The organism is Curtobacterium sp. MCPF17_050 (assembly GCF_003224435.2).
In the GTDB taxonomy this organism is placed as follows: domain Bacteria; phylum Actinomycetota; class Actinomycetes; order Actinomycetales; family Microbacteriaceae; genus Curtobacterium.
This window is the reverse complement of record NZ_CP126250.1, coordinates 1,933,947-1,946,038: the sequence shown is the minus strand read 5'-3', so window position 1 is coordinate 1,946,038 and position 12,092 is coordinate 1,933,947. Positions and strand designations below refer to the sequence as shown.

The window sequence follows — 12,092 nt, the reverse complement described above, 5'->3', positions numbered from 1 at the left end:
CGTGCAGCCGAAGCCCCTCGCGGAGCTCGTCGACCCCGGCTGGGCCGAGGCACTCGCCCCGGTCGAGGACGAGGTCCACCGGATCGGTGCGTGGCTCCGTGCCGAACACGAGGCGGGCCGACCGTACCTGCCCGCCGGACCGGCCGTCCTCCGTGCCTTCGAGGACCCGTTCGACCGCGTGAAGGTGCTCGTCGTCGGGCAGGACCCGTACCCGACCCCCGGACACCCGATCGGCCTGTCCTTCGCCGTCGCCCCGCACGTGCGCCCGGTCCCGCGGAGCCTGCAGAACGTCTACCGGGAGCTCGCCGACGACCTCGGCGTGACGCCCCCGGCGCACGGCGACCTGCGGGCGTGGTCCCGGCAGGGCGTGCTGTTGCTCAACCGGGTGCTCACCGTCGGCGTGGGCGCGCCCGCCAGTCACCGCGGCAAGGGCTGGGAAGCGGTCACCGAGCAGGCCGTCCGGGCCCTCGTCGCCCGCGACCGTCCCCTCGTCGCCGTGCTCTGGGGCGCGCAGGCGGCGTCGGTCCGGCCGTTCCTCGGCGACACCCCGGTCGTCGCGTCGGCGCACCCGAGCCCGCTGAGCGCGTCCCGCGGGTTCTTCGGCAGCCGACCGTTCTCCGCGGTGGATGACCTGCTCGCCGTCCAGGGCGCGGACCCCGTCGACTGGACCCTGCCGACCGAGCCGTGACGGGCCTCCCGTAGGCTCGAGCCGTGCTCGAGGAGGAATACCAGCAGCGGCGGACCCTGCCGCGACACCTGCGTGCCCCGGCCCCGCCGGAACCGGTCTTCACGTACGCGATCCGACCGGCGACGACCGCGGACCTGCCCGAGGTGCGCGAGATCCACACGCACTACGTCCGGAACTCCTCCGTGACGTTCGACGCGGCGGCCTTCACTTTCGCCGCGTGGAAGCGCCGGTACGACGACCTCCAGCGGCGGAAGCTGCCGTTCCTGGTGGCGCAGGCGCCGTCCGGGCAGGTGCTCGGCTACGCGCTCGTCGAGCCCTGGAACCCGCGGGACCGGTCGAACCACGTGGTCGAGGACTCGATCTACCTCGGGGCGGCCTCGGGCGGGAAGGGCCTCGGCCGGGCACTCATGGAGGCACTGCTCGAGGCGTGCCGGGCGGCCGGCGTGCGCGAGGTCATCGCCGTGATCGCCGACCGGTCCGCGGACGCCTCGATCCGGTTGCACGAGCGGCTCGGCTTCGAGGAGATCGGCCGGATGGGACGCGTCGGGTTCAAGTACGACCGGTGGCTCGGCACGGTGACGATGCGCCTGCGGCTCCGGGGTCTGCGCAGGCGGCCCTCCGGCGGGCGCTGAGCGAGCACCGGTCAGCGAGCACCGGTCAGCGGGCCTCGGCGACGAACTCGTCGCGCGTGGTGCGCACCAGCGCGGCGGCCGCGTCGGACGCGAGTCGGGCCTCCCGGTCGACGACCGCCTGGCCGACGGCCTCGTGTCGGGCGGCGGCCTCGGCGGTCCATCGGGTGATGGTGTCGCGGGACTCGCTCGTCCGGGTGCGGAGGAGCGCCTCGACCGTGTGCGCGAAGTGCGCGAAGACCGTGTTGCCGGATCCGGTGAGCAGGGCACGGTGGAAGCGCACGTCCGCCTCGAGGTAGGCATGTCCGTCCCCGCGTCCGACGGCCTCGACCATCTCGCGGGCCGCGACGAGCACGGCGTCGGCGGCCGGACCGCCCCGGTCCGCGGTGAGGGCGGCGGCGACCGGCTCGATCCCGAGCCGGAGTTCGAGCAGTTCGCGTTGCTGGGTGAAGTACGCGTCCGAGGCCCCGCGCCAGCGGATCACCGAGGGGGCGAGGAGCTCCCAGTCCGACGACGGCAGCACCTGGGTGCCCACCCGTTGGCGTGGCCGGACCATGCTGAGCGACTGGAGCACGCGGAGTGCCTCGCGGACGACCGATCGTGAGACGCCGAACTCGGCGGCGACGTCCTCCGGTCGGAGCACCGTCCCCGGGGCGACCGCGCCGTCGACGATGCGCTGCCCGAGCGTGTCGAGCACGTGGGCGTGCAGGCCGCGGGGTGTCGGCATCGTTCCTCCTGGTCGGACCGTCGGGTACGGGTGTGTGACGCGAACCCCATTGCAGCGGCAGACTGCGCGCAGGACGAGCTGGCGCGCGGGCGTCGACGATGTAGTCTGATTAATCAGATTATTGATTCGACGGTCGGGATGGACAACGACCGGCACGGATCAGCCATCAGCAGCAGGACGGCGCAGCGCAGGAGCTGCACCAGGAAGGGGCGCAGATGCCTCACCTCCAGACCTCGGCGGCGGGCACCCTGCTCGCGGCGGGCCCCGAGCCGGTCGAACCGTCGGGCACGATCCCACAGCTCGTCATCGCTGCCCTCGTCGGCATCGTGGTGATCATCGCGCTCATCACCTGGCTCAAGGTGCACCCGTTCGTCGCCCTGACGATCGGCGCGCTCGGCGTCGGTCTCGGCGCGGGTCTCGCCCCGGAACAGACGGTCACGAGCTTCGGCAACGGCTTCGGCGCGACCATGACGAGCGTCGGCATCCTCGTCGGGCTCGGGTCGATGTTCGGCAAGCTGCTCGTCGACTCCGGCGCCGCCGACCGGGTCGTCGACACGCTGGTCCGCCGGTCCTCGGCCGCCGCCCTGCCCTGGACGATGGCGCTCATCGGCGCGCTCATCGGCCTGCCGATGTTCTTCGAGGTCGGCCTCGTGCTCCTCATCCCGATCATCGTGCTCGTCGCGAAGCGCAGCGGCGTCCCGATCATGAAGATCGCGATCCCGGCCCTCGCCGGTCTGTCGACCATGCACGCGTTCGTCCCACCACACCCCGGTCCGCTCGTGGCCGTCTCGACGGTCGGCGCGGACCTCGGGACGACGCTCGCCTTCGGCATCGTGCTCGCGGTCCCCGTCATCGTCGTCGCCGGTCCGGTGTTCGCCCGCTTCGCGGCACGCTGGGTCGACGTCCCCGCTCCGGACATGTTCGGCTCACGGGACGCGGACCCCGCGCACTCCGGCCGGGAGGCACGCCGCGGCTCCGCCACGCAGGACACGGCGTCCCTGCCGAACGGGAAGAGCGACTTCACCCGGGTCATCAGCGAACCGCGCAGCCCGTCCTTCGCGGTCGCCCTCGTCGGCATCCTGCTGCCCGTCGTGCTCATGCTCGCGCAGGCGATCCGCGAGGCCACGGTGCCGGACGCCGGCGGCGCGTGGGTCGGCGTGCTCGACTTCCTCGGCACGCCGATGATCGCGATCGGCATCGCCACCGTCTACGCGATGGTGTTCTTCGCGGTCGGCGGTGGCATGGACCGGTCGGCCGTCGCGAAGTCCCTCGAGAGCGCCCTGCCGCCCGTGGCCGGCGTCCTGCTCATCGTCGGCGCGGGCGGCGGCTTCAAGCAGGTGCTCATCGACACGGGCATCGGCGGCGTGATCGCCGACGCCGTCCAGGAGTCCGGCGTGTCGGTGCTGCTCGTCGCCTGGGTGGTGTCCGCGCTCGTCCGGGTCGCCACCGGGTCCGCGACCGTCGCGACGGTCACCGCCGCGGGCATCATGGCCCCGATTGCGCAGGACCTCTCGTCCCCGATGACCTCGCTGCTCGTGCTCGCCATCGGTGCCGGGTCGGTCTTCCTGTCGCACGTGAACGACGCCGGGTTCTGGCTCGTCAAGGGCTACCTCAACACGACCGTCGGGCAGACCTTCAAGACGTGGTCGGTGCTCGAGTGCCTCATCTCGGTCACCGGGCTGGTCGGTGTGCTCGTCGCGGGGGTCTTCATCCGATGAGCGGACACGCGACCGACCAGCAGCCGGTACCGCTCGACGCACGGGTGCTCGTGGTCATGGGTGTGTCCGGTTCGGGCAAGTCGACGGTCGCCGCGATGCTCGCCGAGGAGCTCGGATGGGCCTTCGCCGAGGGCGACGACATGCACCCCGCGACCAACGTCGCGAAGATGCAGGCCGGGACACCCCTGAGCGACGAGGACCGGTGGCCGTGGCTCGACGTCGTGGCCGGGTGGATCCGCGGACACCTCGCCGCCGGTACGAACGGGGTGGTGACCTGCTCCGCACTCAAGCGGTCCTACCGGGACGTGCTCCGGGCCTCCGGGGTGGTCTTCGTGCACGTCGCGGGGGACCGGGCGCTCCTCGGACAGCGCATGTCGTCACGGTCCGGGCACTTCATGCCGACGTCGTTGCTCGACTCACAGCTGGCGACGCTCGAGCCGCCGCAGGCGGACGAGGTCCACGTCACCGTCGCGGCCGACCGTACCCGTGCCGAGGAGTGCGCCGAGGTGCTGCAGGCGCTGGGGCTCCGGGCCGCTTGAGCAGCGGGCGCTCCGGCACGCGCTGACCGGTCCGCCCGTCACTCCGAGCCGCCGCGCGTGCCGGGCAGGCTGAGGATGTTGTCGCTGCCCTGCGGGACGACGATGAGTGAGCCGTTGTCACCGGCGCTCTTCAGGGCCTCGATCTCCCGCTGCTTCAGCGCGGCGTCCGACAGCGGCTGGCCGTTGAGCACCTTGTTCGCGTCGGCCTGCCCCTGCGCCTCGGCGACCTGCTGCTGCGCCTGGACCTTCTTGGCGTCGAGCAGCGCGCGCTCCTTCGTCACCTGGATCTGTGCCTGCTGCGCGGCCGCGTACGAGTCCGTGACCGACTTCGGGGGCGTGATCTCCTGGAGTGCGAAGTTGTCCACGTGCACGCCCGAGCCCTGCCACCGTCGTTCGAGCGCCTGGATCATGGACTTCTCGACCGCCCCGCGCTTGGTGATGAGGGCGATCGTGGTGAAGTCGTTCGGGACCTGGCGCACGACGCTCCGCACCGAGTTGCCGATGAACTGCGTCTTGGAGTTCTCCTCGGTCTTGTACGACCGGTAGATGTCCGTGACGGCCTTCGCGTCGATGCTGTACTGCAGGTTCAGGCTGATGTTCGACGAGACGCCGTCCCGGTCCTGGACGGTGACGTACGGGCCGGAGCGGACGTTGCCGTTGTTGTCCGAGTCCGAGCCGTTGACCGCGGCGTCGCCGGTCGGGCCGGGGTGGTGTAGGTCCGTGTGCGGAACCACAGCGCAGCGAGCGCGACGACGAGGAAGAGGATGGCGAGCACGAACATGAAGAACACTCCTGGAGTTGGTCTCTGCAGTTTGCCGTACCCCGGCGGTCACGGTTCCCGCGGCGGCCCTTGGGAGGACGGCCGGGCGGCTCCCGGCAGCATGGGCGCATGGCGATCGACGACTCCGTGTCCCTGCTCACCCGCGGCTACGGCTTCGGCGCCCACATCTGGCGCCGTGCGTCCGACGGCGCCCGGGCGGTGCCGATGCGGTTCCTGTTCAAGGACGCCCTGCTCGTCCGCGGGAGCGAGGCCGTCGACCTCTTCTACGACGGTGACCGGATCGCCCGCCACGGCGCGATGCCCGCGATCGTCCAGCAGACCCTGTTCGGCGACGGGTCGGTGCACAGCCTCGACGGGGACGAGCACCGGCACCGCAAGGCCACGTTCCTCGACGTCGCGTACGAGGACGAGCAGGTCGCGCGGCTGACCCCGCTCTTCGCGGAGGAGTGGCAGCGCGAACTCGACGACTGGCTCGCCGGTGAGCGCCGGTCCGCCTACGACGCCGCGGTGGGCGCCTTCGGCCGTGCGTCGATGCGGTGGGCGGGACTGCCCGGGACCGCCGATGCGAAGACCCGCTGGGCCGCCCGCCTCGCGCAGATCGTCGACGGGTTCGGCGCACCGTACTCGCCGGAGTACCTGCTCGCCGCGGCCAACCGCTGGTGGTCCGACCGGCACGCCGAGCGACTCATCCGCGCGGTCCGGGCCGGCGAGCTCGAGCCCGCGGAGGGCACTGCGCTGTACGAGTGGGCGTGGCACCGCGACCGCTCAGCGCTGCTCCTGCCCGCTGCGACCGCCGGCATCGAGCTGCAGAACAGCATCCGCCCGATGATCGCCGTCGCCCGGTTCGTCGCGTTCGCCGCCGCGGAGCTACACGACCGCCCGGAGTGGCGCGAGCGCCTCGCCGAGGAGGCCCGCACCCGCGGATCCCTCGCGGACGGCCCGCTGGCGACCGCGTTCGCGCAGGAGATCCGGCGGACGGCGCCCTTCGTCCCGATGCTGCCCGGCTGGGCGACCGAGGACGTCGAGCTCGACGGCGAACGCCTGGCGGCGGGCGGTCGAGTGGTGCTCGACATCCTCGGGACCGACACGGACGAGGCGTCCTGGTCGGAGCCGGAGCGGTTCGACCCGACGCGGTTCCTCGGCGTCGACGACTACGAGGCGATCCGGACCTTCATCCCGCACGGCGGAGCGGACCCGGCGGCCGGCCACCGGTGCCCCGGGGAGAAGCTCGCGATCGCGGGGCTCGCAGCTGCCGTGGCGACCCTCAGTGACCCGCGACTGACCGTGCTCGACGAGGGCCTCGGGGTCAACCGGCGCCGTCTGCCCACCAAGCCGGCGTCCGGAGGGAAGGTGCGGGCCTCCCGGTCCCACGGCGGCGCGACCCGGTCGGGCGGCTGCCCGTTCCACCGTGTCGGCGGACACTGACCGCGGTGTGGCGCTGCCCGGTCAGTCGCCGGTGAGCGCCGCCGCGTACGCGCGGACCGACCGGTTGTAGCGCGGCAGCGTCGGTTCGATGGTCTCGAGGGCGAGCCGCAGCGCCTCGTCGCACCGTCCTGCGCTGTGCAGGGCCAGAGCGAGGAACACCGCCGGCGCATCGCCGACGGCCGGGTGTGCCGGTGCGGCCCGGAGCATGGCGATCGCCTCGTCCGTCCGACCGAGGTTCCGCAGCGTCGAGGCGTGCTGGATCACCATCTGTGCAGCACGGGTCGGGTCGACGGTGTCGAGGCCCGCTGCCGTGGCGCGGGAGTACTCGACGTCCGCCTCGGCCTCCTGACCACCGGAGTCGTGGGCGCCACCGAGCTCGAACGCGCCGAGCGCCGGGTGCGGTGCCGTCGCCGCGAGGGCACGCATGCGCCGGATCCGGCCCTCGTCGTCGACCTGCGTGTCCGCCCACAGGGCGTCGACGCGCTCTTTCCACTCCGCGAGGTCCATGAGCCCACAGTAGGGCGGGTCTCAGCCCTCGGTGACCCGCCCCGCCTCGACCCGCCACTGCCGGTCGAGCTGCACCGTGTCGAGCATCCGCCGGTCGTGCGTGACGAGCAGCAGCGTGCCCTCGTAGGACTCGAGCGCCTGTTCGAGCTGTTCGATGGCGACGAGGTCCAGGTGGTTCGTGGGTTCGTCGAGCACGAGGACGTTCACCCCGCGGGCCTGCAGCAGCGCGAGCCCGGCGCGGGTGCGCTCGCCGGGGGAGAGCTCACCGGCGGCGCGGCCGACGTGGTCCGCCTTCAGCCCGAACTTCGCGAGCAGGGTCCGGACGTCCGCGGTGTTCATCTCCGGCACGAGGCCCTCGAACACGGCCGCGAGCGACTCGGTCCCCGTGAACAGCGACCGGGCCTGGTCGACCTCGCCGATCGCGACGCTCGACCCGGTGGACGCGGTGCCCGTCGTCGGCTCCTGGCGCCCGAGCAACGCGCGGAGCAGGGTCGACTTGCCGGCGCCGTTCGGGCCCGTGATGCCGATCCGGTCGCCGCCGTTCACCTGCAGCGACACCGGCCCGAGCGTGAAGTCGCCCTGCACGTACGTGGCGTCCGACAGGGTCGCCACGACGGCGGAGGACCGCGGGGCTTGGCCGATGGTGAACGCGAGCTGCCACTCCTTGCGCGGCTCCTCCACCTCGTCCAGCCGGGCGATGCGCGACTCCATCTGCCGGACCTTCTGCGCCTGCTTCTCGCTCGACTCGCTCGCGGCCTTGCGGCGGATCTTGTCGTTGTCGGGCGCCTTCTTCATCGCGTTGCGCACGCCCTGGCTGGACCACTCGCGCTGCGTCCGCGCACGGGACACCAGGTCGGCCTTCGTCGCGGCGTACTCGTCGTACGCGTCGCGCTTGTGCTGGCGGGCGATCTCGCGCTCCTCGAGGTACGCGTCGTACCCGCCGCCGAACAGCCGGTTCGAGGACTGCGCGAGGTCGAGTTCCAGGACGGCCGTCACCGAGCGGGCGAGGAACTCCCGGTCGTGGCTGACGAGCACGACCCCGCCGCGGAGGCCGCGGACGAACTCCTCGAGCCGGTCGAGGCCGTCCAGGTCCAGGTCGTTGGTCGGCTCGTCGAGCAACACGATGTCGAACCGTGAGAGCAGCAACGCCGCGAGGCCGACCCGTGCCGCCTGCCCACCGGACAGCGACGTCATGAGCGAGTCCGCCGTGACCGAGCCGTCACGCGCGTCGAGCGTCAGACCGAGGTCGGCGAGCACCACCGGCATCCGCTCGTCGAGGTCGGCGGCACCCGAGGCCAACCAGCGCTCGAGCGCGACCGAGTACCGGTCCGCCGCGGCATCACCGGCGTCCGGCTCGCCGAGCGCCAGGGCCGTCGCGTCCATCTCCGCCGCCGCCGCCGCACAGCCGGTCCGTCGTGCGACGTAGGCCGCGACCGTCTCGCCGGGCACGCGCTCGTGCTCCTGCGGCAGCCACCCCACGAACGCGTCGGTCGGTGACAGCGAGACGGTCCCGGCCAGCGGCTCGTCGACCCCGGCGAGCAGGCGCAGCAGCGTCGACTTCCCGGCCCCGTTCACCCCGACGACGCCGATCACGTCACCGGGTGCGACCGTGAGGTCGAGGGAGTCGAACAGCGTGCGGGCGGCGTAGCCGCCGGCGAGCCCCTTGGCGACGAGCGTGGCGGTCATCCGTCCATCGTCCCACCTCGTCGGGCAGGCCACCGACCGGACGGGAGGCGCGGTGCGCGCCCGTCCGGTGCCTCCCGTCGGGTGTGCTGCGGGGCTTCGAGGTGCTGCGCGCGGACTAGCCGGGTGGAGTGACACCAGGCCGTTCCGGACCGGTGTCGTCCAACGGCACCGCCGAGTCGAAGGCGATGGTGAGCAGGGACAGCTCGTCGCGCGGGAGCACCGCGGTCAGGAGACGGCCGTCGTCGAGCTCCGCGGCCAGGCCGAGCACGAACGGGTCCGTGTCGAGGAGCAGTCCCGGGCGTTCGGCGCCGTCGACCAGGAGGGGGTGCCCGGACTGGACGCTCCGCTCGTCGACCAGGGTGGGCCAGGTGTGCTCGGCGGTCAGGTCGGGGAGGGCGTGTTCGTCGCGGTACTGGTTGACGAGGACGTTCTGCACGTGCTGGACGAGGGTCTCCGCCGCCGTGGGACGGGTCGGACCGGGTGCGGACCAGTGCGTCTGGACCGCCTCCCACAGCATCGGGTACCGCAGGCGCTCGACGGTCGCGACGAGCCAGTCCGGGCGCGGCCACGGCGGGACCTCCTCGAGCGACCGCCGCCGCTCGTCGTCCAGCACCGCCAGGTTCACCGGGTCGTCGCGGTCGTCGGGGTTCCGCCAGAGCATGTACTGCCGGGACACGGTCGCACCGACGAGCACACCGTCGGACTCGCTGGTCTGCACGCCGAGGGAGCCGGAGTCCTCGAGGTGCCGCTGCGCCACGAGACCGGCGACGTCGAACCCGAGCGCGCGGACCGCGGCCCGCTGCTCGAGCTCGGGGTCAGGAGCGTCCGTGCCGAGCACTCCACCGAAGTCCATGCGGCGAGCCTGGCCCCGTCGAAGGACACGGTCAAGCGCCACCCATTTGGCAGTCGCGTCAGCGTAACGACTTTCCTTATGCTCGCCGCATGTCGATCCCCGATGAGCGCGCCGCCGCTCTCCGCCAGAAGAGCTCCGTCAGCTTCGTGTTCGTCGTCTCCCTCGGCATGATCCTGGTCGCCGCCGTCCGCGCGTGGTTCGTCGTCGCCGGGATGGTCGACCAGCTCGCGCACCGGACCACCGGCGTCGACTGGACCTGGTCGCTGGAGACGCCGGTCCACGGTCCCTCGGTGACCGAACCGGCCGGGGCAATGGTCGTGCCGGGGACTGCGCCGGCGGTGACCCAGATGATCGGACGGGTGCAGGACCTCCCGGTCACCACGATCGTGCTGCACAATCTGAGCGACCTCGTCGCCGTCCTCACCACGGCCGGCATCGCCGTCTGTCTGCTGCTCGTGACCCGCAACATCGGCGACGGGCGTCCGTTCGCCCGCGCCTGCTCGCGCGCGCTCGTCACGCTCGCCGTGATCGTGTTCGTGGGGTTCGAGGCCGCCGCGGTGCTCCAGCTCGTGAGCGAGATCACGCAGCCCGAGATCGCCGGAGCCCTGCCCGAGTTCACGGGGTCGTACTCCGGACGCACCGAGTCGCTGGGCGCCCCCTTCTGGCCACTCGTCGCCGCTGCCGGCCTGTCCGCCCTGGCAGCGGTCTTCCGGGCTGCCGAGGGCTACCGGGACGACGCGACCGGGCTGGTCTGATGGCGATCGTCTGCCGCCTCGACGAACTCCTCCTGTCGCGCGGGATGACGCTCGTCGACCTCTCCGAGCAGGTCGGCGTGAGCACCGTGAACCTGTCGATCCTCAAGAACGGGCACGCCAAGGCCGTTCGCTTCAGCACCCTCGAGGCGATCTGCGTCGCCCTCGGCTGCCAGGTCGGCGACCTGCTCTCCCAGGTGCCGACCGCGTCCGCCTAGGCTCGGTCCGTGTTCGAACTCCACCACCTGTCCGCGCAGGAACTCTGGGACTGGATCCGCCGCGGCGACGCCACCGCCCGCGAGGTCACCGACCACTACCTCGCCCGGATCGACCGGCTCGACGCGGAGCTCGGCGCGTTCGTCACGGTCACCGCCGATGCTGCACGTGCCCGGGCCGACCACCTCGGCGACCTGGTGCCGACGTCGCGACCGCTGTGGGGCCTCCCGTCCGGGGACAAGGACCTGACGGACCGTCGCGGCGTCCCCACCCGGTCGGGCACCGCCGCCCTGCCGGGAGATCCGGCGGAGGCCGACCACCCGCTCGTCACCGCGCTCGACCACGCCGGGGCGATCAGCCTCGGCAAGACGGCCACGCCCGAGTTCGGGATGTCGTCCTCGTCGGAGACGCGGTTCGGCACGACGCGGAACCCCTATGACACCACACGCGCCCCGGGTGGGTCGTCGAGCGGTGCCGCCGTCGCCGTGGCAGCCGGACTGCTGCCGGCTGCCGTCGGGTCGGACGGTGGCGGCTCGGTGCGGATCCCCGCGGCGGCCACCGGCCTGGTGGGGCTCAAGCCGAGTCGCGGCCGGGTGCCGTCCATGCCCGGACGCGCCGGGCTGGGCGGACTGGCCGTCGCCGGACCGCTCACCCGGACGGTCGCCGACGCCGGGATGCTCCTCGACGCACTCGTGGCACCGACCGGGCTGCCGGAGCGCCAGCCGTACGCACTCGTGACGCCCGACGTCGGCGACGGCCCCTTCACCGCGGCCGCCGTCCGGGGCGAGGGGCGCTTCGTCGTGGGCCTGCTCGAGGGCTCGCCGTGGGACGACTCCGTCGACGTGGTCGTCGACGCGGCCGCGCGCGAGGCGGTCGACACGGCCGTGCGGGTCCTCGGCGAGGTCGGGCACGGGGTCGAGGACGTGGCGATGCCGCGCGCGCCGTACGCCGAGCCGTTCCAGGTCGCCTGGGAGTCCTCCGGTGCTGGGATCGCCCGGATCCCGGGCATCGACTCGCGTGCTCTGACGCCCCTCGTCGCCTGGCTGGTGGAGCGCGGGCGGGCGCTGACGAGCACGCAGGTGCTCGATGCGATGGCCGGGCTCGACGCGTTCTCGATCGCCCTGATCCGGGCGTTCGACCGGTTCGACGCGGTCCTCACGCCGACCCTCGCGATGACCCCGCGGCCCCTCGGCTGGTACGGCGACGACCCGGAGGAGGACTTCCGCCGCCAGTGCGCGTACTCGCCGTGGACGTCGATGGCGAACGTGTCGGGGCTGCCGGCGATCACGCTGCCCGTCGGGGTCACCGCCGAGGGACACCCGGACGGCGCGGGCCTGCCGATGGGCGTGCAGCTGATCGGGCGCCCGGGTGGCGAGCGGATCCTGTTGGCGATCGGGGCGCAGCTCGAACGGCGGCTGCGCTGGCAGCGGAGGCACCCGGCCGGCTGGTAGCGCCGTCGACGCCCGAGCGCCGAGTGCCCTGCGCCGCCCGTCGCGGTTCCACGACTCGCCGCTCGCGCACCGTCCAGGTTCCACGATCGTCGCATCCGGCGCCGCGAGATGCCGCGGTTC

General features: G+C 72.8%; 13 protein-coding genes. 8 read left to right on the top strand and 5 right to left on the bottom strand.

All coding sequences use genetic code 11. The features are described from left to right. Window position 1: 1 nt before the first annotated feature. Both DEJ34_RS09215 and DEJ34_RS09210 read left to right on the top strand, forming a co-directional pair. Entirely contained in the window at window positions 2–688 is a 687-nt protein-coding gene (locus DEJ34_RS09215; protein WP_110911893.1) for a uracil-DNA glycosylase, read from the top strand. A gap of 23 nt (window positions 689–711) precedes the next feature. After that, window positions 712–1,320: a GNAT family N-acetyltransferase gene (locus DEJ34_RS09210; protein ID WP_110825149.1), complete on the top strand. Its 609-nt coding sequence runs from the start codon at window positions 712–714 to the stop codon at window positions 1,318–1,320. A gap of 25 nt (window positions 1,321–1,345) precedes the next feature. Here DEJ34_RS09210 and DEJ34_RS09205 read toward each other — a convergent pair whose 3' ends face one another. Then, a complete protein-coding gene (locus DEJ34_RS09205; RefSeq protein WP_110891345.1) occupies window positions 1,346–2,044 on the bottom strand; it encodes a FadR/GntR family transcriptional regulator in 699 nt (232 codons plus the stop codon). 215 nt (window positions 2,045–2,259) lie between these two features. On the opposite strand from DEJ34_RS09205, the gene DEJ34_RS09200 reads away from it, so the two are divergent. Next, entirely contained in the window at window positions 2,260–3,762 is a 1,503-nt protein-coding gene (locus DEJ34_RS09200; RefSeq protein WP_110891346.1) for a GntP family permease, read from the top strand. Further along, a complete protein-coding gene (locus DEJ34_RS09195; RefSeq protein ID WP_110911894.1) occupies window positions 3,759–4,301 on the top strand; it encodes a gluconokinase in 543 nt (180 codons plus the stop codon). The genes DEJ34_RS09200 and DEJ34_RS09195 overlap by 4 nt, the downstream gene beginning before the upstream one ends. A 38-nt stretch (window positions 4,302–4,339) precedes the next feature. On the opposite strand, the gene DEJ34_RS09190 is transcribed toward DEJ34_RS09195, so the two are convergent. Continuing rightward, complete coding sequence (locus DEJ34_RS09190) at window positions 4,340–5,035, bottom strand: SPFH domain-containing protein (protein WP_181422287.1); 696 nt, start codon at window positions 5,033–5,035, stop codon at window positions 4,340–4,342. A gap of 155 nt (window positions 5,036–5,190) precedes the next feature. Between DEJ34_RS09190 and DEJ34_RS09185 the strand changes: the two genes are divergently transcribed. Continuing rightward, window positions 5,191–6,507, top strand: coding sequence for a cytochrome P450 (locus DEJ34_RS09185; protein ID WP_110911896.1), 1,317 nt, complete (start codon window positions 5,191–5,193; stop codon window positions 6,505–6,507). A gap of 21 nt (window positions 6,508–6,528) precedes the next feature. Here the strand turns inward: DEJ34_RS09185 and DEJ34_RS09180 are convergent, their stop codons facing one another. From DEJ34_RS09180 to DEJ34_RS09170, 3 genes are all read right to left on the bottom strand, one after another. Beyond that, entirely contained in the window at window positions 6,529–7,014 is a 486-nt protein-coding gene (locus DEJ34_RS09180; protein ID WP_110911897.1) for a tetratricopeptide repeat protein, read from the bottom strand. 21 nt (window positions 7,015–7,035) lie between these two features. Then, window positions 7,036–8,700, bottom strand: a complete 1,665-nt coding sequence (locus DEJ34_RS09175; protein WP_110911898.1) for an ABC-F family ATP-binding cassette domain-containing protein — start codon at window positions 8,698–8,700, stop codon at window positions 7,036–7,038. A gap of 115 nt (window positions 8,701–8,815) precedes the next feature. Then, the gene (locus DEJ34_RS09170) at window positions 8,816–9,553 is read right to left on the bottom strand and encodes a hypothetical protein (RefSeq protein WP_110911899.1); all 738 of its coding nucleotides are present in this window, start codon (window positions 9,551–9,553) and stop codon (window positions 8,816–8,818) included. A gap of 89 nt (window positions 9,554–9,642) precedes the next feature. Between DEJ34_RS09170 and DEJ34_RS09165 the strand changes: the two genes are divergently transcribed. Genes DEJ34_RS09165 through DEJ34_RS09155 form a run of 3 tightly spaced genes read left to right on the top strand, consistent with a single transcriptional unit; the run spans window position 9,643 to window position 11,972 of the window. Next, window positions 9,643–10,308, top strand: coding sequence for a hypothetical protein (locus tag DEJ34_RS09165; protein ID WP_110911900.1), 666 nt, complete (start codon window positions 9,643–9,645; stop codon window positions 10,306–10,308). After that, window positions 10,308–10,523 (top strand): helix-turn-helix domain-containing protein, encoded by a 216-nt coding sequence (locus DEJ34_RS09160; RefSeq protein ID WP_110911901.1) that lies wholly within the window; start codon window positions 10,308–10,310, stop codon window positions 10,521–10,523. Before DEJ34_RS09165 ends, DEJ34_RS09160 begins: the two co-directional genes overlap by 1 nt. Window positions 10,524–10,532: 9 nt before the next feature. Further along, entirely contained in the window at window positions 10,533–11,972 is a 1,440-nt protein-coding gene (locus DEJ34_RS09155) for an amidase (protein WP_110911902.1), read from the top strand. The last annotated feature ends 120 nt before the right edge of the window (window positions 11,973–12,092 follow it).